This is a genomic window from Streptomyces sp. 63XJN7_1_ISO-PGPR-S23-121 (assembly GCF_056173025.1).
Genome location: NZ_CM149653.1, coordinates 3,955,578 through 3,974,806 on the forward strand (window position 1 = coordinate 3,955,578; position 19,229 = coordinate 3,974,806).

The 19,229-nt window shown below is 69.2% G+C and carries 18 protein-coding genes and 4 pseudogenes; 4 read left to right on the forward strand and 18 right to left on the reverse strand.

Going from position 1 to position 19,229, the window contains the following annotated elements:
- Nucleotides 1-9: 9 nt before the first annotated feature.
- The 8 genes and pseudogenes from AC0VYN_RS17510 to AC0VYN_RS17545 all read right to left on the reverse strand — a co-directional run bounded on the left by AC0VYN_RS17510 (nucleotide 10) and on the right by AC0VYN_RS17545 (nucleotide 6,877).
- Nucleotides 10-750 carry a hypothetical protein gene (locus AC0VYN_RS17510; RefSeq protein WP_475531664.1) on the reverse strand — a complete coding sequence of 247 codons (741 nt, stop codon included), beginning with the start codon at nucleotides 748-750 and terminating at the stop codon, nucleotides 10-12.
- Entirely contained in the window at nucleotides 747-1,373 is a 627-nt protein-coding gene (locus AC0VYN_RS17515; RefSeq protein WP_475531665.1) for a 2OG-Fe(II) oxygenase, read from the reverse strand. The genes AC0VYN_RS17510 and AC0VYN_RS17515 overlap by 4 nt, the downstream gene beginning before the upstream one ends.
- A gap of 561 nt (nucleotides 1,374-1,934) precedes the next feature.
- Nucleotides 1,935-3,001, reverse strand: a protein-coding gene (locus AC0VYN_RS17520) for an IS630 family transposase (protein WP_475531666.1) whose coding sequence is annotated in 2 segments (ribosomal slippage) — nucleotides 1,935-2,555 and nucleotides 2,558-3,001 — 1,065 coding nt in all. Because the reading frame shifts where the segments join, the coding sequence is not laid out codon by codon here.
- Between the two features lie 54 nt (nucleotides 3,002-3,055).
- Nucleotides 3,056-4,018 carry a hypothetical protein gene (locus tag AC0VYN_RS17525; RefSeq protein ID WP_475531667.1) on the reverse strand — a complete coding sequence of 321 codons (963 nt, stop codon included), beginning with the start codon at nucleotides 4,016-4,018 and terminating at the stop codon, nucleotides 3,056-3,058.
- Nucleotides 4,019-4,076: 58 nt separating this feature from the next.
- Entirely contained in the window at nucleotides 4,077-5,438 is a 1,362-nt protein-coding gene (locus AC0VYN_RS17530) for a hypothetical protein (protein ID WP_475531668.1), read from the reverse strand.
- Nucleotides 5,435-5,759, reverse strand: a pseudogene (locus AC0VYN_RS17535) (helix-turn-helix domain-containing protein). Before AC0VYN_RS17535 ends, AC0VYN_RS17530 begins: the two are co-directional and overlap by 4 nt.
- Nucleotides 5,756-6,601, reverse strand: a complete 846-nt coding sequence (locus tag AC0VYN_RS17540) for a tyrosine-type recombinase/integrase (RefSeq protein WP_475531669.1) — start codon at nucleotides 6,599-6,601, stop codon at nucleotides 5,756-5,758. The pseudogene AC0VYN_RS17535 and the gene AC0VYN_RS17540 overlap by 4 nt, the downstream one beginning before the upstream one ends.
- Nucleotides 6,602-6,667: 66 nt before the next feature.
- A complete protein-coding gene (locus AC0VYN_RS17545) occupies nucleotides 6,668-6,877 on the reverse strand; it encodes a hypothetical protein (protein ID WP_475531670.1) in 210 nt (69 codons plus the stop codon).
- 137 nt (nucleotides 6,878-7,014) lie between these two features.
- On the opposite strand from AC0VYN_RS17545, the gene AC0VYN_RS17550 reads away from it, so the two are divergent.
- Nucleotides 7,015-7,518, forward strand: a complete 504-nt coding sequence (locus AC0VYN_RS17550; RefSeq protein ID WP_475536905.1) for a hypothetical protein — start codon at nucleotides 7,015-7,017, stop codon at nucleotides 7,516-7,518.
- Here the strand turns inward: AC0VYN_RS17550 and AC0VYN_RS17555 are convergent.
- The 3 genes from AC0VYN_RS17555 to AC0VYN_RS17565 form a co-directional block, all read right to left on the reverse strand.
- A complete protein-coding gene (locus AC0VYN_RS17555; protein WP_475531671.1) occupies nucleotides 7,457-8,266 on the reverse strand; it encodes an IS5 family transposase in 810 nt (269 codons plus the stop codon). The two genes, AC0VYN_RS17550 and AC0VYN_RS17555, sit on opposite strands and share 62 nt — an antisense overlap.
- 435 nt (nucleotides 8,267-8,701) lie before the next feature.
- Entirely contained in the window at nucleotides 8,702-9,802 is a 1,101-nt protein-coding gene (locus tag AC0VYN_RS17560; RefSeq protein ID WP_475531672.1) for a hypothetical protein, read from the reverse strand.
- The gene (locus AC0VYN_RS17565; RefSeq protein ID WP_475531673.1) at nucleotides 9,799-10,968 is read right to left on the reverse strand and encodes a hypothetical protein; all 1,170 of its coding nucleotides are present in this window, start codon (nucleotides 10,966-10,968) and stop codon (nucleotides 9,799-9,801) included. Before AC0VYN_RS17565 ends, AC0VYN_RS17560 begins: the two co-directional genes overlap by 4 nt.
- 186 nt (nucleotides 10,969-11,154) lie before the next feature.
- Here AC0VYN_RS17565 and AC0VYN_RS17570 point away from each other — a divergent pair.
- Nucleotides 11,155-11,625 (forward strand): annotated as a pseudogene (locus AC0VYN_RS17570) (DUF6000 family protein); the annotation flags it as partial.
- Between the two features lie 285 nt (nucleotides 11,626-11,910).
- On the opposite strand, the gene AC0VYN_RS17575 reads toward AC0VYN_RS17570, so the two are convergent.
- The 3 genes from AC0VYN_RS17575 to AC0VYN_RS17585 are packed head-to-tail and all read right to left on the reverse strand — an operon-like array spanning nucleotide 11,911 to nucleotide 14,109.
- Nucleotides 11,911-12,402: a hypothetical protein gene (locus tag AC0VYN_RS17575; RefSeq protein ID WP_475531674.1), complete on the reverse strand. Its 492-nt coding sequence runs from the start codon at nucleotides 12,400-12,402 to the stop codon at nucleotides 11,911-11,913.
- 4 nt (nucleotides 12,403-12,406) lie between these two features.
- Complete coding sequence (locus AC0VYN_RS17580; RefSeq protein ID WP_475531675.1) at nucleotides 12,407-13,546, reverse strand: hypothetical protein; 1,140 nt, start codon at nucleotides 13,544-13,546, stop codon at nucleotides 12,407-12,409.
- The gene (locus AC0VYN_RS17585) at nucleotides 13,546-14,109 is read right to left on the reverse strand and encodes a hypothetical protein (protein ID WP_475531676.1); all 564 of its coding nucleotides are present in this window, start codon (nucleotides 14,107-14,109) and stop codon (nucleotides 13,546-13,548) included. Before AC0VYN_RS17585 ends, AC0VYN_RS17580 begins: the two co-directional genes overlap by 1 nt.
- A 448-nt stretch (nucleotides 14,110-14,557) precedes the next feature.
- Between AC0VYN_RS17585 and AC0VYN_RS17590 the strand changes: the two are divergent.
- Nucleotides 14,558-15,100, forward strand: a pseudogene (locus AC0VYN_RS17590) (dihydrofolate reductase family protein); the annotation flags it as partial.
- Here AC0VYN_RS17590 and AC0VYN_RS17595 read toward each other — a convergent pair.
- Together AC0VYN_RS17595 and AC0VYN_RS17600 are read right to left on the reverse strand one after the other, a co-directional pair.
- Nucleotides 15,100-15,592: pseudogene (locus AC0VYN_RS17595) on the reverse strand (fibronectin type III domain-containing protein); the annotation flags it as partial. The pseudogenes AC0VYN_RS17590 and AC0VYN_RS17595 overlap by 1 nt on opposite strands.
- A 132-nt stretch (nucleotides 15,593-15,724) precedes the next feature.
- On the reverse strand, nucleotides 15,725-16,033 hold the full coding sequence (locus AC0VYN_RS17600) for a hypothetical protein (RefSeq protein WP_475531677.1): 309 nt from the start codon (nucleotides 16,031-16,033) through the stop codon (nucleotides 15,725-15,727).
- A gap of 268 nt (nucleotides 16,034-16,301) precedes the next feature.
- Between AC0VYN_RS17600 and AC0VYN_RS17605 the strand changes: the two genes are divergently transcribed.
- Nucleotides 16,302-16,928 carry a DUF4262 domain-containing protein gene (locus AC0VYN_RS17605; RefSeq protein WP_475531678.1) on the forward strand — a complete coding sequence of 209 codons (627 nt, stop codon included), beginning with the start codon at nucleotides 16,302-16,304 and terminating at the stop codon, nucleotides 16,926-16,928.
- On the opposite strand, the gene AC0VYN_RS17610 is transcribed toward AC0VYN_RS17605, so the two are convergent.
- Together AC0VYN_RS17610 and AC0VYN_RS17615 are read right to left on the reverse strand one after the other, a co-directional pair.
- Nucleotides 16,876-18,369 carry a sensor histidine kinase gene (locus tag AC0VYN_RS17610; RefSeq protein ID WP_475531679.1) on the reverse strand — a complete coding sequence of 498 codons (1,494 nt, stop codon included), beginning with the start codon at nucleotides 18,367-18,369 and terminating at the stop codon, nucleotides 16,876-16,878. The genes AC0VYN_RS17605 and AC0VYN_RS17610 overlap by 53 nt on opposite strands.
- Nucleotides 18,366-19,097, reverse strand: a complete 732-nt coding sequence (locus AC0VYN_RS17615; RefSeq protein ID WP_475531680.1) for a response regulator transcription factor — start codon at nucleotides 19,095-19,097, stop codon at nucleotides 18,366-18,368. Before AC0VYN_RS17615 ends, AC0VYN_RS17610 begins: the two co-directional genes overlap by 4 nt.
- Between the last annotated feature and the right edge of the window lie 132 nt (nucleotides 19,098-19,229).

Genomic DNA, 19,229 nt, shown 5'->3' on the forward strand with positions numbered 1-19,229 from the left:
CCGCCCGGTTCATCTCACCGGAGGACCGGGAGTGCCGGGCGGCACGCCCCCGATCGGAGACGTGGCGACCGCGTCGATCAGGCCGGGCAGCAGCGCAGCGTACCGGATCGAGTCCTGCAGATAGGACGTCAATCCGGCAACCAGCGCGAAGTGATAGGTGCTCAGGCGATCGAGCTCTTGGCCGTCCAGGGTGAGCGTCAGGAGGTCCCCAAGCCTCAGCCGGCCGAGGCTCAGTGTGTCGAGGACCTTCTCGGGCGCCGCAGAGTATTCGAGGTATTCGGCGAAGTCAGTGGACGACTGAAAATCGGCCTCGGCGAACCCGGCCTGTTGGAGGGCGCGTTCGAGGGCGCGGTCGCCCTGACGGACCAAGTATCTGGCCGACGGCACCTTCGCATCGCGCAGATTCTCCAGCAGCTGCTTCGTCACGGCGCCGACGAGACCGATGTTGGTGGCATGCCTGCGGTCGGTCAGGACCGGAGTGAGATGGGCCTGATCCTCACTGCCGATCATGGCGATGCCCACGGCCTCGATCGTTTGCGACCCGATCCCCTTGGGCGGCCACGGTCTTTCTGTCGTGGCGAGCGCCAGCACGAGGTCGGTCCGGGACAACAGGGGTTCGAGGACCTCGAAATAGAGGTACGGGAACCGGTTGCGGCGGCAGAACGTGGCAAGAGCGGTCCTTGTTTCGAGGTCGACATCCCTGGTCACCCGCATCCGGATCGACTCGTTGGCGGGGGCGTGGTGGTTCATTGCTGACCTCCGAGCGGCAGGGAACTTGAACTGGACATCCAACCCGCGGCCGCATACCGCGTGCCTTCGCGTACGGTCGCCACCTCGTGCATCAAGGCGGACCGGAACAGCAACAGCATCCCGGGCTCCGGCACGATGACCACCCGGCGATCACGAAGGTGGGGGTCGGTTTCGTAGATGGTGAGCGCGCCGCCGTCGAATGTCGGCAGGGCATCGACGGCGTTGCGTCCGTTGAGGTAGAGCAAGAGCGACCAGCGGTGCGCGGCCAGCCGGGGCGGGTCGTTCTTGTGGTTGGCGACGTCGCGATGCGCCCGGAAGTAGCTGCCCTTCTCGTACGACATGAAGTAGGGGCCGTACAGGTAGTCCGCGTCCGAGTCGAATGCCATGCGGTGGTCGGCAAAATAGGACGCCATGCGATCGCCGACGGCCCGCTTGAAATCTTCGGGAATATGGTGATCGAAGCAAAGGCGCAGCGACTGGTCCAGGATTGATTCGCCCGCGCGTACGACCTGGGCCGGCTCCCGCGGCGCGTCCTCCATGGCCCGGACGACATCGCGGCACTCGGCGATCGACAGGAAACCGTGGGCCGACGCAACGTTCTGCGTCCTGAACTGGAGCTGCATGTTCTGACGCCTCCGAGTCACATACGTCTCATGGGCGTGTAAGAGCCCCTTCCAGTGAAGCGGGAGGCATCCGAGTCCGCACGGTGGACTAGCCCGGAGGACTGGTCGGGGGTGCCGCTACGTCTTTCGTCAGCACCCCCGGGCCCGTTGACACCACCCTCCAGGCCATCCCTTCGACAGGGGGACACAGTCATGGCGGGCCCCGGGGGCCAGCGGCCCTCTTGCAGGACGGCGAAGAAGATAACGGGCGATGAGGTGGTCTGTGGTGTTGTAATCGAGGCTGACAGCTGACAGAACGATCCGGTAGACCTCGAGATTGAACATCTTTCGACTGCCGCGGCGCCCCCGCTGCCGGGGCCGCCGTGCACGCACAGCGCTGCCTTTCCATTGGGGTTGCCGCTCGTTTCCCAGTAGATCTGGGTGCCGTCACCGACATCGAGGAGACCGTGCGCGTACGGTTCGATAGGCGGGAACGGCTGAGCCAAGATGGTCGCCTCCTGAAGGTGCAGAGAAAAACCTCGTGAGGTTACTGAGGTTGAACTCGTGATGTCGTGCCGTTGCTCAGGTGGGCGTGATGGTCAGGCCGGTCTCGGCAAGGCAGCCGTCTATGAGGTCGCTGCGGTACTGGATGTGCCGTAGGCCGCGTCGGATGCGCTGAACGAGGTGTTCAGGGGTGTGGAAGGCGACGTTGGAGAGCCAGCCGCGCCGCAGCAGTGACCAGATCCCTTCGACGGGGTTGAGGTCGGGTGCGTAGGGCGGCAGGTAGTAGATGGTCAGCCAGTCCCGGGCTTCGGCGAACTTCCGCAGGTCGGCGGCCTTGTGGACGTTGAGGTTGTCCCAGACGAGCACGATCGGGCCGCCGAGTTGCTGGTGGGCGGCGATCAGCAGGTCCCGGTAGTCACGCCAGGAGAAACTCTTGCGGCCGTCGCGGTTGCCGTCGTCACGGCGGGGCCGGTAGATCAGCCGGGACCGGTGGCCGGGTTTGTAGCAGGTCAGCGCGGCGATGGACACCCGTCTGCGGGAACGGCCCCGCACCCGCACCACCGGGGTCCGGCCGCGCTGGGACCAGGTCCTGGCCTGCGGCGGCGTCATGGAGAATCCGGCCTCGTCCTCGAAGACGAGCCAGGCTCCACGGGCCGCCGCGAGCCTTCCGCGCAGGGCCACACCTCCTTCACCCATCCGGCCACCGCGTCGTCGTCCCGCTCCATGGCACGTCGGGCCGGGACCTGGCAGGACCAGCCGCCTCGCACCAGCAGTTTCCGCACGCCCTGGATGGTGTAGGTCAGGTGGAAGCGCCGGCCGATCACCGTCTTGATCCGCGCGAGCGTCCAGCGTTGGTCCTCCCAGCCGTGCGCGGCCGGCCCCTTGGCCAGCTCCGCCTCCAGCTGGGCGAACTGCTTCTGGCTCAGCCTCGGCAGCGACGCCGGCCCCTGTGACCGCAGAGCCCGCGGACCGCCCTCATCCCACATCCGCCGCCATCGCTGCACCGAGCGGACGCTGACCCGCAGGTCCTTGGCGATCACCGAGCTCGCCTCGCCCTGGGCGAACCTCTCGGCCGCCTTGAGCCGTAACTCCTCGCGGAACTGCTGCCGTTCGACGGTCAGTCCGCCCCCTTGTGGATACCGCATGCCCCCGTGATACCGCACGGGCGACGAGCCGTCAGCCCCTACGACACCGCGAGTTCAACCACAGTAGTCGATGGTTGGAACGACGTCTCCCGATTTGTCCGCAGCCCGGGCGGCGAGGTACTCGGCCCAGTCGCGTCGGGCGTAGGCGACCCAGCGGAGTGCGGTGTGGCGGTGCATCCCGGTCACGTCGGCGAGAATCGGGCTGGGGAGATCAGCGGCGAGGGCGGCCAGCGCCGCGTTGCGCGCGGTGCGGACCGGGATGCCGTAGCGGCCCAGCTTCTGGGTCATGCCGTGCGTCGAGATCGGCTTGCCCGGGACCATGCCCGGGAAGAGCCACCGAGGGCCTGGGTGGGCTCGCGAGAGCTGCGGTCGCAGTTGGGGTTGTTCGGCAAGTTGCCGAAGGAGCTCGGCGAGCCGTGGCGGTAGCAGGACGGGGTGACGGCCCAGGACCAGGTGAGCGTGTTTGTCGCCGAACTTGAGGTGCTCGGGCGTCAGATGGCAGAGACGTTCGGTGGACGGACCGAAGAGCAGGGTGATCGCGCCACCGGCGCGGACGTCCGTGGGCAGGGCATCGTCGGTCAGGCAGCGTTGGACGAGCGGCCACCGGTCGTCCTCGTCGAGCAGGTTCTGGGGCTCCTGGCTCGGGATGGAGGGGACGGTCAGTTCGCGGGTGAGCCGCCGGCTCGTGGTCCATTTCAGGAAGTAGCGGATCAGGTAGCGTCGCTGGCTGCTGGCTCCGGCGATCCAGTCGTCGATGTGCTCCTGGGCGAGATCGGCGAGGGCCAGGCCGCGTTGGTCCATCCAGGCCAGGAAGTCCAGGGCGACACTGACGCGGCGCCGCAGGTCGCGGTCGGCGGAGGCGGGATGGCGGCGGGTGGCGGCCCGCTGGCGGGCGCGTCGGAGCAGGAACCAGTGCAGGAACGGGCGGGCGAGGTTGGCGTGTGCGGCCGGCTTGTCCGCGAGCTCGCGCTCCAGCCAGCCGGGAATGCGTTCGAGGTCCTCGTTCCGCTCGTCCAAGATGCCGGTGTGGACCAGGAGTTGGCGGATGTAGCGCTGGTTCCGGCTGGGCGGGAGCTCATCCAGCAGCTCGTTGGCTGAGCTCGTTCCCGTCGGCCGCCAGCCGTGCGAGGAGCTTGGTGTTTGGGCTCTCCTTGATCCACTGGATGGCGCGGAACGGTGAGGGAGCGTCCGCCAGCGCGGCCGCGAGCGGTTCCAGCTGTGGGGAGACTGTGCCGTTCGGCCCGGCCAGCAGGGCGTTGACCCGCTCGGTGAGGACGCAGTGCGCGCATCGGCCGCGGCTGTGGGGGTTGCCGGCCCGGCCGCACTGGCGGCGGGTGTAGTCGGCGGCGAAGCCGACGCAGGGTCCACAGACCTCGGCGCCGTCGTCGTCTCGCGCGATCAGCGGCTGGACCGTGCCGCAGCGGGGGCACTGGGCCGGTGACCGGAGTACGGCGGTATAGCAGACATGGCAGACCGGCCCGATCGGCCATCGCGCGTTGACCGGTTTGGTCTGGCCGCAGCCGGCGCACGGTTCCCCGGTGCGAGTGCGCCGGTAGCAGGTGCCGCAGACCGGCTGTCCCTGCTGGTCGTGGCTAACGCAGGGGCGGACCCGGCTGCAGATCGAGCAGGTTGCCTCGGGGCCCTGGTAGCAGCCGTCGCAGAGGTCTGGCTGCCCGTCGCGCGCATTGCGGGCGATGCGCTTGAGCTGTCCGCACCGACCGCACGCACGCCGCGGCCGACGGTGCTGGTTGTAACAGAGGTGGCAGAGCGCGCCGTTATCGTCAACGAGGGCAGCGGCTGCAGTCTTTCCACAGCTCACGCAGGTGTGCATCGGGCGTTTCCAGCACTTGATGCACAGCCCTCGGCCGTCGGCCCGTCGCACCACCGGGTGTCTGAGCTGACCGCAGTCGGCGCACTCTTCGAACGTGGCGGGGTCCGCGCGGTAGCAACGATGGCAGATCGGGCCCTCGGGGCGGCGGGCAACGACGCGCTGGCCGTCACGGTGGCACCGTGCGCAGGTTTCGCGTTTGCGGCTTCGGGCGTCGCACGAACCGCAGACCCGCCCTTCGGGTCGGAGTTGCCGCAGGTCAGACCGGATCTTTCCGCAGTGCGCGCATCCGGGGCGAACGACCGAATGTCCGGCTTCGTGCAGCACCTCGGCCAGCCGCAGCAAAACCGGTGGGCAGAGGGAGCTGCCCGAGGTCAGGGCGTCAGGATGAGTGGCCATGTGATCGGCCAGCTCTTCCAGGAACCGAGCGGCGCCACGGACAGGGATCGGCACCGCCGCCTCCAACGCCGCGTTCGCGTCGGCGGTGCTGAGGGTCGGCAGAGCCGTAGTGACCTGGCCAACGGCGGCCGTCGTGGCGGCTTCCATCCGTACCGCCTGTGCGGCAAGCCGGGCGACGACCGACGGGGCGGTCGGCGAGGGTGCGGTCACAGTCCCTCCGGCCGTCGGATCGAGGTCCGGCGCACGGCCGGGAGCGGGCCGGGCGTCTCGCCGCCGGCGGTCTTGCGTACCTCTTCGTTGACGCTGGATCTCGATGAGGTCGTTGGGCTGGCAGTCGAGGATGTCGCACAGGGCCGCGAGGGTGTCCATCGACATCCGCTGCGGCGGCTGCGTGACCAGGCGGAAGACCTGCTCGCGCGAGAGGTTGACGCCCCGTTCGGCCAGCAGCGGCACCAGGTCTGTGGTCTGGAACATCTCCCGGTCGGCCATGAGCTTGCGCAGGTTCCAGCGGTATCCCATCTTCTTGATCACTTCGGGTCCTCCCAGATGCCGGGAATCGCTGGCCCAACTTCTTGTGCAGCAGCCGGTTGCGGTACTCGTCCGAGACGCCGGTAGAGGGCCGTGGTGCTGGCATAGCCGTGGCCAGCCTGGTCCTGGACGAATCTTTCCGGGTAATCAAATTCGGTCAAATGTGTGATATAGGAATGCCTCAGGCAGTGCAATTCGAGTTCTTCGGGCAGGTCAGCGGCTTGCTTGGCGGCATCGAAGGCTTCGTTCGCCGATCGACGTGATAGCCGCCCGGCGCGTTCGGTGACCCAGATCGCGGGGTGCTTGCCCACGTTGAACCGGGGTCGGACCTCGGTCAGGTAGTGGTCGAGGTCGTCGACGATCCAGTCCATCTCGGGGACGGTGAAGATGGTGCGGCGCTTGGGCGGGCTGCCCTTGGAGGATTTGCCCCAACGTACGAACACCGCTCCGTGGCGCCTGTACTGCGGGGCCTTCGGATTGCGCCGCAGGTCGGCGAGGTCGAGGCCGACGTTCTCCCGGCGCCGCATGCCGTAGGCGTAGTAGGTCTTGATCAGGGCGGAGTCGCGCATCGCGGTCAACGCGCCCTTGCGGCCGCGCTTTCGGATCTCCTCAACTCGCCCGTCGGCGGCGTCGAACAGGTCCTGGATCTCGTCGTAGGTCAGCGGTCGTCGGCTCGGATCGCCCTCGTACTCGCTGACGTGGGTGACGGTGTTCCATTCGTGCAGGACCTGGACCGGCACCTCACCGAAACGATCCTGGCAGACGGACATCCAGCCGTAGCACGGATCGGTGATGTACTCGCAGAACAGCCGCAGGTGGTTCTGGTAGTTGCGGCCGCTCGACACCGTGAACGTCGGCGTCTTCGTGCGCAGGTGGTCGATGAACGCCTCGAACTCCGCCGGCTGCCACTGTCACGGGTACTGGTTGGAGTACTCGGCGAACCGGCGGACCAGCGACAGCCGCGGCTTGATGGTCCCGTCCCACTTCAGGAAGCGGGCCCGCTGCTGCTTGGTCCACCCCTCCAGCATGGCCTCGAACACGGCAGGCGCGGGGTCCATGTAGGAGATCCCGTCCACGAGCGTCAGGTGTGCCGCACCCGCCAAATCGGCCGCTTTCGCCACTCCAACCTCCGTTGCGTTAGAGGTCGTTCTCTTTCCGAACCTCATGTGCGGTTTCTGCTGGTCAGACATGAAGTGGCGGCTGTCGCGGAAGTCTCGCTCCGCTGATCGAGACTTCATGGGGGTGGCGGATGCCGTCGATGCGGGCGGTCTTGGAAGCGCGGCAGAAGTCCGCGGCGAGGCGGGTGGAGGAACTCGAAGCCGAGCTCGAGCGGGTGCGGGCGGCTCTGGCGGACGCCGAAGATGTGCTCAGGCGCCGGGTGATCGGTCTGGAACAGTACTTGGAGGCGCTGGCCGAGGAGGAAGCGCCGACCGCGACCGTCGTGTCGCCCAGGAAGCCGGTGGGTCCGCGCCGGGCGGTGCCTCACCGCTATGACGCGGCCGGGGTTGAGGTGTTGTCGGTGGACTACCAGGCATTGATGGCCGCCGCACTGGAGGCGGGATCCGATGGGCTGGGCGCCCGGCGGGCAGCGGTGGTCCTGGGCTGGGACAGCGCATCCGTCTCCCGCGTCGAGGGAGCGCGGGCCCGCCTGAAACGGCTGGTGGGAAGGGGCTGGCTGGTGGAGGAAAAACCGGGCCGGTTCATGATGCCCGCGCCGCAGCAGGACGCTGCCGGCGTTGGGCGCCCAGGCGGCGGCTCATGAGCATGGTCATCGACCACAGGATGACGCTCTCGCTGGTATCGGCGCGTCGCTCGTAGTCACGGACCAGGCGGCGGCTGCGCAGGATCCAGGCGAAGGATCTTTCGACGACCCAGCGGCGAGGCAGGACCTGAAAACCTTGGACGTCGTCGCTGCGGCGGACGATGTCGAGGACGACTCCGAGGTGCTGGGCGGTCCAGTCTGTGAGGTGGCCGGTGTAACCACCGTCGGCCCAGACCCGCACCAGCCGCCGCCAGTGATTCTTCGCCGCGGTCAGCAGCGTGCGAGCGGCGTCCCGGTCGGTCGTGGAAGCCGGCGTGACCCGCACGGCCAGAAGCAGGCCGAGGGTGTCGGTGAGCAGGTGGCGCTTGCGACCGTTGATCTTCTTGCCGGCGTCGTATCCCCGCGAGGTGTGAGGGACGGTGGCGTCCGCCTTCACCGACTGCGAGTCCACGACCGCCGCACTCGGTTCGTCGTGGCGGCCTTCAGAACGGCGGACGGCCTCGCGCAGCCGGTCGTGCAGCTCGGCCACCAGCCCTGCATCCCGCCAGCGGGCGAAGAAGGCGTAGACCCGTGGCCAGGGCGGGAAGTCGGCGGGCATCGCCCGCCACTTGATGCCGTTGTCGACGAGATAGCGCACAGCGTCGATCATCTGCCGGTGGCAGTAGCCTTCTGGCCTGCCTCCCCGGCCTGCCAGCCATCCCGGTAGCGGCAGCAGATCCCGTACCAGTGCCCATTCCGTATCGCTCATGTCCGAGCCGTACCGGGGCCGGCGCTCTGGCCGGTCGGCCGCGTTCCCGAACCGATGGGCGAGACAGTCACACCCAGGAGTGGACGGACTGGACCCGGCAACCACGACCACGCGACACTTCGACAACAGGGCCTCTTGCTCCTCGCTGGACTCGACAACCGCGAGCTACCAAGAGGCCCTTCCTCTATGCCCCACCAGTCCACGAGTCACCCGATCCAGGACCCCGTTCGAACCAGACCGAGCGCACGACCGGATAGAGAACGGCCAGTTAGACGCATCATTGTTGGGATGGCATCGGCGAAGCGCAAGAGTTGCTGGTAGATCGCCTGCGCAGTGCGAGAGGATGGCGGGGCAGGGGCCCAACACCTGTTGATTTGCGCTTACTTGGAACCTGCGGAGTGCTGCATCAGATGCAACTCCGCCCCGTTCTCGCAGTCACGCATCATCGACAACGCGGCGACGAAGACGTAGCAGGCGTTGCGCAGGGCCAGGCACTCGACCCAAGAGCTCACTGGGCTGGAGACCCCGGTGCCAGGGGCCGCTGCTGCCGTCCGGTCGGGAGACCTGGTGCAGGTCGTCGATCAGGCTGTGCCGGATCCGGTCGGCGGCCACGGCCTCTTCGACGGCTGCCCGCCGGGCCAGCCCGGAGCGTTTTTGTGTGGTGAAGAAGTCCGTCGTGTGGGGATCGATGCCGATCAGGCAGGACATCAGCTGCCAGTTCACCGCCTGTTTCCCGGTCCGTTCGTGGATCGGGACCCGGTTGCCGGAGTCCGCGAGCCAGGCGGTGAAGAGTGCGTCGGCCTCGGCCATCGGCAATGGGCGGGCCGCGGCCTGCAACCCGTGCCAGCGCTCCAGCGCGCGCAGGATGTCGGGACCGAAATCGTTGATGTAAATCCAGGCCGCTCGGACCAGCGGGAACCAGGTACTCGGCTGGATCACGCGCGTTTTCAGCTCGGGGACCGTGGGGACGTTGACCACGGCGTTCGTGCTGGTGTCGGGCCAGGGGTCCCGGGCCAGTCCTCCGCGGGCGAGAGTTCCTCTAAACCGGTGCAGGGCCTTGATCACATGGACGTGTCCGATGGCGCTGGCCGGCTCGCCTTGCTCGCACCGGTGCTGGATGTAGCTCTTGAAGTCGTCGTCGCTCCATTCTCCGACCCACTGGGGCAGTTGGCGGAAGACGCCGAAGGTGTGCATGGCCCGCAGGTGTCCGATGCGCTGAGAGGCCGTCATCGGTGTCACCGGGTCGGGCGGCAGATGCAGGCCGCGGGCGAGGACGGCCGGGTGGCACGGGTTGAACCAGATCATGGCCATTTCCCGGGCCAGCAGGTTCCACTGGAAGTCAAGCCCGCGGAAGATCACGCGCATGCCGGCGGCCTGGAGGTTGGGGGCTTTGCGGACAACGCCGTTGAGGTCCCAGAGTCCGGTGTGGCCGAACAGCGGAAGCCGGGCGTCCTTCAAAAGCGGATGCGACTGGATGACCGGCTCGTCGTCCCGGAAGACGGTATCGGGAAGAGCCAGGGGCAGGCGGCTGCTCACGCGTCGAACTCCACATGCGCTGAGAGGGGAAGCGGCAGGGCCAGCTGGTCCTCGGCGATCTGCTGGCGGGCCTGGCCGATCTCCGCGTTGGTGCGGGCCCTGATCGCCTCGGTCACGTTGACACGGCTCTGCCCCCAGAGCGCGTGGAAATGCTGAGGCGACAGCCGCAGTTGAAGCCGCTCAAGATGGTCGGAGAACAACAGAAGCTGGGGCAGGTTCGACGGCAGCACGAACGCGTTGCGGCATTCCAGGCAGCGGGTCGGAGCAACCGGGCAGAGCTGACCGGGACGCCCGTAGGGGGAAGCGAACGGATCCTTGCAGCTGGAGACCCCCATGTCGAGCTGCCCGGAGCGCAAGTGCTCGATCTGCTCCCCCGTCAGCCCGAGGGCGGCGGCGGAGCCCGGCTCGCCCAGCGACTGCTCGGCCTCCCCGCTCAGCACGACGGGACCGTTCAGGGCCTTGTCGAGCCACCGGCTCTGAGCCGTGGTGATCACACTCCCGGCGATCACCTTCAGCGTGGTGCCGTGCGCGTAGTGGCGGTGGAAGGTCTGCACCGAATGGTCATCGGCGATGTCGCTGACACGCCCCTTGAAAGCGATGGCCTTCTCGACCTTGCTCGACTTGCGCAGACGCCGGATGTCCGGCTTCCCGTCCACCGACACCCCCTGCTCCTTCAGCCAGCGAGTGAAGGGCAGCGCCCGGTCCATCACCGAGGCCGTGACCTCCGGCCAGACCACTGCGGCCCGCAGGAACAGCGGGACGGGCATAACACCGAACCGCTCGGCCAGAGGTCTGTTCAGCTCCAGCAGCCGATGGCTGATCTCACCGGCGTCCAGCCGCGGTCGGGCCGGATGCAGCAGCGTCGGGCTCTGCGGCTCCCCGGTGCTGAACGCCTGCCGCATCCGCGCGCGGGCCCTGCCCTTGCTGAAATCGATCGTCACGCTGGACGGGCCGAACTCGATCTCGTTCTCACTCAGCGCGGTGACCTCCTCCGGGGCCCGGCCCGTGGCCGCCATCAGCAGCACCCGGTAGGCATGCAGGTCACGATTGTTTAGGAACAGCCGGTTCACCAGGGCCCTGACGAGGGCGTGCGGTTTCGGCTCGTAGGCCAGCCCGCCCGGCAGCGCCCGCTCGGGCGGCAGCACAGGGCGGGCCTCGGCGAGCATCGGCTGGAGGGGCGGGCAAGGACCACAACCCCAGGTGTATGCCGGGATGGAGCTGGTCGCGGGTGGGCACCAGGGTGCCGTCCACGATCAGCACGGCGGCCTCCCGCACGCGGCGAGCCGGCCGGCTGGTGTGTGCGGGTGAGAAATGCACTGGTCGAACGGCTTTGCTCGGGTCAGGATGCGGTTATGCGTTGTGCCAGCGAGGATTCCGAGCTGCTTGCTCTTGTTCGCCGTTATGTCACGCCCGGCAGGCGCTACCTCAGACTCGGCGGTCCTCTCATCCGCATGGCCGAGCCTGAACGTGGCGCTTTTCTGCGGGAGTTCGGCGCGGCTGCCGGTGACGTCACGTCCCGTGAGCTGTCCGTTCTGCTCGATGGCGGGTGGCGCGAACGCAGGACCGCGGCCTGGCTCATCGCCGTCGCCCGCAGGACCGAGTTCCGCGAACGTCTCGGCGAGCTGCTGCTTGCCAGTGAGGTCTGCTACGCAGGCTCGGCCTACTGCGTCGCCTTGGCCACGTTCGCGACTCCCGCCGACGCGGATCTGCTGGCTGCCTACCTCGATCGTTACCTGCGACGCCCCGACCTCTTTTACGACCAGGCGGCCGCCATGGGTGCGCTTCTCCACCTCGATGCCGAGCTCCGTGCCGATCAGGCAGGCCGGTTCCTGACCGCGGACGGCCTCTGGCAGCAGTGGATCGACGGGCCGCCTCACAAGAAGCACCACGGCACGCCGGACGCTGTCGCGCGGCCGTCAGCCGGCTCCGCGTCTTCGTCGACGAGAGCGCCGCGCACTGCCCGGCAGCGAACCGATGACGTCGTCGTCGGCTCCGGCCGTCGGCCGGCGACGCCTCCGGCACTCCCCGGCCCGGTCATCGGCGGCTGGGCGGCCGCAGCCGGCGAGGACCCTGGGAGGCGCTCACCGGCTGCCGCGCGGTGCGGGGGGTCAGCTGCTCTGGAGCCGCAGCCGGAAGGCGGGGCAGACGTCCGGGTCGTCGTCCTCGTAGAGGTAGGTGCGCCCGTCGCCGTCGGCGATCGACAGGGAGTCGAGAGTGTCCCCGTTCAGGAAGCGCTTCGGCGTGGTGAAGGACAGGGACATGTGCGCGAACTCGGTGGCCGGGGTTCCGCCTTGGACCACGGACCAGGTGCCGGACCCGTCGAAGGTCTCGCCGAGTTCGCTCCGGTACCAGTCACCGGTCGGCCAGTGGCGCACCGTGACCGTGCCGCTGCCCGGCTTGCTGCCGGACGCCTTCAGGGTGAGTGTCACGCCTTCCGCGTCGCCCTCGCCCCGGTAGGTGCCGGCGAGTTGCCCGGAGGTGGCGCCGGCCGCCTGCTTCCCCATGCAGGCCTCGACGGCGGTGGGCGCCGAGGAACAGCCCGGCAGGCAGGTCAGCAGTGCCAGCACGGCGGCGGCCGCCGGCAGACGTACTCGGGACACCGACTCACTTCTCCTTCGCCGGGATGCGTTCGGTCCAGACGACCTTCTGGTCCACGGACGAGAAGGCGCCCTCTTCGCGGTTGGCCTTCTCCAGCCAGTCGTAGTAGCCGATGTAGTGCAGGAACGACTCGTTGCTGGTGTTGTTCTTCAGGGTGTACTCGACGACCAGGGAGCCGTCGGGGTCCTGGCCCTTGACCGTGTAGTTGAGGTTGTAGGAGCCGGTGAACGCCTCGCCCAGGTGGTCCTCGTCGCCGGTGACGATCGCCGGCAGGTCGGTGGTGATGAGCTTCTTGAACGCGCCCAGCTTCCCGCTCTCCGAGATCGAGTACGCCACGCTGCCCTGCGGCTGGCCGGTGGAGCGCCACTGCTCCAGCGTGTCCAGCCGCAGTTGCTCCATGCTGTCGCTGGATCTGATCAGCTCGGTCATCTCGTCGCCGTAGTAGTAGTCGCGGTGCCGGGCGCCGTCGCCGGTCATCCAGTCCCAGCCCAGCGAGTATGGGTCGTCCGAACTGAGCCCCGGGTAGGGGTTCTTGCCCTGGAGGGCGAGGTCCAGCGCGTTGTACGCGTCCTCGCTGATCTTCTTCGTGGAGTCGATGTCGGTGAGTCCCGGTTTTTTGTTGAACCACTGGCTCAGGCCGATGTCGGCCATCAGGCTGAAGGCGAGGTTGCGGTCGGCCGTGACACCGCGCTTGAGGATCTGGCCGATCTCCCGGTCCGCCGCCTCTATGGTCTTCTTCTCCTCGTCGGTCAGCTCGACCTTGCAGACGTTGCCGATGACGTCCGGGGACAGTGTCCCGTCCGTTTTGATGTGCAGGCCCTTCTCAGTGGCCCGGCGGGTGGCGTCCTTGAGGTCCTTCTGGGCGGACCTGAGATCGCCCACGCCGTCCTCGACGACGCGTCGGGCCGCGTCCGCCACCTTCGCGGCGCTCTCCAGCTGGCGTTCGATGTCGTCGATCATCTTCCAGGCGTACGGGGCGGCCGCCCCTTCCCAGTAGCCCTTGTCGCGCAGCGGTGTGAGGGCTTCGTCGTGCATGCGTTTGCCGAGGCCCTTGATGTCCCGGTGGATGCTCTCCCAGCGGTCCGCCAGGCCGTCCAGCGCCGACAGGTCCACGGCCAGCAGGGTGAGGTAGAAGGTCTCCGCCATCAGTAGTCCTCCAGCGCCGAGCGGAGCCGCACCTGGCCGACGGTCTGCTCCACGGCCATGTCGGCCCGGGTGTAGCTGCCGTCGCTGAGGCGCAGGCTCTCGGCGATGTGCGCGAGCCATGCCGTGACCGTGCCGGCCTGCCGCTCCCACTGCCGGTGGGCGAGCCGGACCGCCCGCGCCGATTCCAGGCCCTCCAGCGCGCCCACCGCCTTCAGCGCGGGCTCCTCCAGCGACGCGGCCGGCTTGTAGAAGTGGTCGTAGATGTCGTCGATCTGGCCGGCGGCCTTCTTGAGGACTCCCGGTGCGATGTTCAGGTCGACCGGTCGTCCGCCGGAGGGCGGTGGGCGGAGGAGGCCGGGAGGGTCCGGGAGCAGCTGCGGCCGGTTCAGCGGGTCGGCGGTGCTGTCCGCGGGCGGCGCCGTGTAGTGGCCCTCCCAGCCGGGGAGGACCTTGTGCCGCTCGATCTCGTCCGGGGACAGCGGAAGCTTCGCCCCGTCGGGCTCCGGAAGCCGGTCGTCTCCTGTGGTCTTGCCGTCACTGCCTGCTGTTTTGTTTTCGCTCATGTGTGGTCCCCCGTTCGGTGTCGCCCCTCAGGTAATCATGGTGACGTCCGGGTGATCACATCGCTCCGCCTTGCCGCGGTCGCGCACGGGCCGGGCCCCGCATCTGCGTACGGGTTGGTTGCGGCGCGTTTTCTCGGTAGGGGCCCGCGCAGGGGGCTGCGGGCGCTCATTGGGCGCCCGGCCCACCAACGGCCGAAGGGGCGCCCCTGCTCGGTGGGGTGGGCATGGCGGGTAGACGCCAGGCGTGACGAGGTGGGGCTCTGCCGTGCGTGCGGTGGCCGCCTACGCGGTGGGATTCGGGGTCCTCGTCGATGCAGAAGAGGGCGGTCACTGACCGGGCCGGCGCCGGTGTCGAGTTTCCGTGGCCGGCTCCGTCCCCGCGTTGAACCCCTCCTTCAACGAGGAGCACGACATCAACCAGCCGACCGGCGGCCGCATCGTCACCAACATGGCGCTCTCCCTCGACGGCCGCTACGCCGCCCCGGACAACCCGCTCGACATGAGCTGGGTGATGCCCTACACGGTGTCCGGCGTCGCCCGCGACCATCTCACCAGCCTCTGCCGGACGGCGACGACGGCCCTGCTCGGTCTCGTCAACGCGCAGGGGTTCCTCGGGTTCTGGCCCACCGTCATCGGCATGGAGGGTGCCGACCCGCGCGACGAGGGCTTCGCGCGGTGGCTCGTCGAGACCGACAAGGTGGTCCTGTCCTCCACCCTCGGCACCGCACCGTGGGAACGGACGACGGTCGTCGACAAGCAGGCCGTCCAGGTCGCCGAAGACCTCAAGGGCACACGGGACGGCGACGTCCTCGTCCTCTCCAGCGCGAGCGTCATCAAGGCCTTGCTCGGGGCCGGCGCGATCGATCGGCTGGCCCTCACCGTCCTTCCCGTCCTCCTCGGCGGCGGACCGCGCCTGTTCGACGACGGCCTGCCCGCCGGCGAGTGGACGCTCGTCAGCCGGGCCGCGGGCGAGGACGGCACGCTCGCGCTGAACGGCATGATGGTGAAGTTGTCGATGTCCGCGCCGAGGGCCTGGGTGCGCTCGATGAGGGGGTTGCCCCAGGAGTTGAGGCCGGTGTTGAGGGTGGGGAAGGTGAGGATCGTCCGCAGTCCCGGTTTGGTCTGCCTGACAATTTTCAGGGCGCCGAGGATGCGGTCCTGGACCGCCGGGTTCTCGAACTCGTCGGTGTTCTCGATGTCGATGTCGATCGCCTTGAGGCCGTAGGCGTCGATCACCTTCTGGTAGGCGCCGGCCGGCCCGCACGGTGAAGCGGTACTCGGTGCTGGGCGTGAGGCCGGAGACGGTCGCGGTGGTGCCCGTCACCGAGGTGGCCAGGGTCCCGTCGCGGTAGACGTCGTAGCCGGTGAGGCCGACGTTGTCGGTGGAGGCGTTCCAGGTGAGGGAGACGCTGGTCGCGGACGTTGCGGTGGTTCGCGGGGAGCCCGGGACGGAGGGGGCCTCGCGGTCGTCGGTGCCGCCGGGGCACGGCAGGCGGCGTCAAGGGCGTCGGCAGGCCAAGTCGGGTGCCGAGGAGGGCCGGTTCAGCACGGGAATCGGTGACGGTCGCGCCAGGTGACGTCAGGTGCTTCCTGGCGCCGGGACCGGACGGGAGACTCAGCCGGTGTGGCCGGGATGGCCCTGTGTCAGCAGGGTGTTCCAGGCCAGGGCGAAGACGGGGAAGCCGAGTTCGGCGAGGGCGAGTCGAGCCGTCTTGACCTTCACATCCGCAGCGCCGGTGGCCTCCTCGATCAGGTCGACCACGTAGTACAGGTGGGTACCGACGAGGCCGTACCAGCTCCGGTTGGGGTGCGGATGGGCGGAGTCGGCGGGTGTCAGGTGGGCGGCGGCAGCCCGGACCATGTCTCCCGTGAGCCGGTGGGTTGCGTCACCGGAGGTGAAGGCCGTCTCCGTGGCGGTGGGCATGCCGGCTCCTGGTCTGTGGCGAGTTGGAGACGAGGATACTGGACAGCAGTGACGCTCTGTCTGCCTTCGATCACCTTTGCGGCATCGCTTGTCGACGAGGCAGCGTTCGCGGACCACGAGGGTCCGACGACTGCGGGCACCGTCCTCCACCGATTCCATGGCCGGACCCCGGCCTTACCGGTCCGTCCTCCTCCAGCCCGTGCGGGGCCCGCCGGCGTCGCCGGGCAGGCCGGAAGCGGCCGAAGGCGTGCACGGTACTGTCACGGGCATGCCTCGCGAGCTGCCTTCCTGCCGCTGTGCGATCTGCCATGACTACGGTGACCGGGACGAGGCCGATCACATGGACCTGCGGACCATCGAGCAGGTCGAGGAGCACGGCTGGAGCGTCGTCATGGTGCCGGCCGACGACGAGGGGCCCGGCTTCGCGTACACGATCGGGCTCTGGCACACGCACGCCGTGCCTGAGCTGGCCATGTTCGGACTGGACATCCAGACGATGCACGTGATGCTCAACGCCCTCGGCCGCAGGGCCGCGGCCGGGGCCGTGCCGGAGGGTGACGCGGAGCACCACGGCATCGTCGAGGACCGGCCCGTCGTCCTGAAGCCCGCGGATCTGCGCTGGTACCGGAAGTTCTTCGGGCGTGCGATCTCCTTCTACCGGCGGCCGCCCTTCCCGGTCCTCCAAGCGGTGTGGCCGGACTCCGACGGCCGCTTCCTCTGGCAGCCGGGGACCGGCGAGCGCTACCGGCAGCCGCAGCCGCAGCTGTGGCTCGAGCCGGCCGAGCACCCGCCGGGGGTCTGGACGGCACTCTCGACCGGAGGAAGACGCGCGGCGGGGGTGATCACGAACGGTCATGGGCGGTGTCCGGGTCCGGGTACGGAAGGCGGACCGTGAAGCGGGTCGTGTCCTGGTCGCTCGTCACGGTCGCCGTGCCGCCGTGGGCGGCGGCGACGGCGGCGACGATGGACAGGCCGAGGCCCGTGCCGCCGCCGTCGGCGCCGCGCGGGCCTTCGCCGTGGACGAATCGTTCGAAGAGGCCGCCGCGCAGCGCGGCCGGGATTCCCGGGCCGTTGTCGGTGACCGTCAGGTGGGCCGTGCCGTCGTCGCCCGGGGCGACGCCGACGGTGACGGTGGTGCCGGGAGGCGTGTACAGCCGGGCATTGGACGTGAGGTTGGCCAGGAGCTGGTGCAGGCGGTGTTCGTCGCCGGGCACGAGGACCGGCTCCTCGGGCAGTTCCAGGAACCAGTGGTGCTCCGGGCCGGCGGCGCGTGCGTCGGTGACGGCGTCCAGAACGAGCCGTGTCAGGTCGACGGGTTCGCGCCGCAGGGGGCGGCCCGCGTCAAGGCGCGCGAGCAGGAGCAGGTCGTCGACCATGGCGCCCATGCGCGTGGACTCCGCGGCGATCCGCTCCAGCGCCCGGGTCACCTCCGGCGGCACGGGGCCGGGGTGCAGCAGTGCCAGTTCGGCGTGGCCGCGCACCGATGCCACAGGGGTGCGCAGTTCGTGGCTGGCGTCGGCGGAGAAGCTGCGCAGGCGTTCCTCGCTGCGCTGGCGCTGGGTCAGGGCGTTCTCGACGTGGCCCAGCATCCGGTTGAACGCGACGGTGACCTGGTCGACCTCCGCGCTGCGCGGCCGGGTGTCGGGGGCACGGGCGGGCAGTGCCACCTCTCCGCTGGCGAGGGACAGTTCGCTGACCTTGGTGGCGGTGTCGGCGATGCGGCTGAGGGGGCGCAGTGACCAGCGCACCCAGAGGGCTCCCGTGACGCCGGCTCCGGTCAGCGCCAGGCCGAAGACGCTGCCCGCGACGAGTTCCAGCCGGTGTACGGCGGCCTCGACCGGTTCCAGGGGGAGGCCGGTGATCAGGGTGTCGCCGTCCCGGCCCTGCCAGGCCATCACCCGGTAGCCGCCGAGGCCGGACAGTTCCACGCTGTGCCCCCGGCCGTCGCGTGGGACGGCCGCGAGGGCCCGTGCGTCGCCGCCGCCGACGTCGACGGCGTTCACGTCGCCCGCCTCGTCGCCGCCCCTGACCACGGCGGCGTTGGTCACGTCACCGCCGACGAGGCGGACGCCCAGGGTTTCGGCGGCCTGGCGGCGGGTGTCGCCGCGCTCGTCCCCGTCGTGGTCGTCCCGGTCTTCGTGGCCGGTGATCGGGTGTTCCAGGCTCGCCGCGAACGTACTGCCGGTGGTGGAGAGCTGCTGGTCGAGCCGGTCCGTGAGGAATCCGCCGAGTTCCAGTACGGCCGCTCCGCCCACCGCGGCGCAGCCGACGGCGAGCAGCACGAGCAGTCCCACGGTGAGCCGGGCCCGCAGTGTGTGGAGGTGTGGCCGCCTCACGGGCTCACCGGCTTCAGGACGTATCCGGCTCCCCGCACCGTGTGGATCATGGGTTCGCGGCCCGAGTCGATCTTCTTGCGGAGGTAGGAGATGTACAGCTCGACGACGTGGGCCCGGCCTCCGAAGTCGTAGGACCAGACCAGGTCGAGGAGCTGTGTCTTGCTCAGGACCTGACGAGCGTGCCGCATGAGGCAGCGCAGCAGCTGGAACTCGGTCGGTGACAGGTCGATCGGGTCTCCGCCCCGGGTGACCTCGTGTGCGTCCTCGTCCAGCTCCAGGTCACCGACGACGAGCAGCGCGTCGGCCGCCCGCTCGCGGGTCATGCCGGCGCGGCGCAGCAGGCCGTGCAGGCGTGCCACGAGTTCTCCGAGGCTGAAGGGTTTGGTCACGTAGTCGTCGCCGCCCGCCGTGATCCCCGTGATGCGGTCCTCGACGGTGTCGCGTGCGGTGAGGAACAGCACGCACACGTGGGGCTGCTCGGCGCGCAGGTCGCGCAGGACCGACAGCCCGTCGCGGTCCGGCAGCATGATGTCCAGGACGACGGCGTCGGGGTGGAAGGCGCGGGCTTCGCCGAGGGCGGCTCGTGCCGAGGCCGCGCTGCGTACCTCCCAGCCCTCGTAGCGTAGGGCTCCGGTGACGACCTCGGCGAGGTCGGGCTCGTCGTCGACGACGAGGACGCGCACGGGGGTGCCGTCGGGGCGGGCCAGGGCCGCGGGGTGTGCGTTCATGTCCTGCCCAGCATCCCCCGGAATCCTCTGGATTTCCTCTGAGAGTCCCGCCGGGCCGTGCCGTGCGGGCGGGTGCGGGGCGCCGCTCAGAGCCGGCTCAGAAGTTGCGGTCCCACAGTGGGCAGCCCCTGC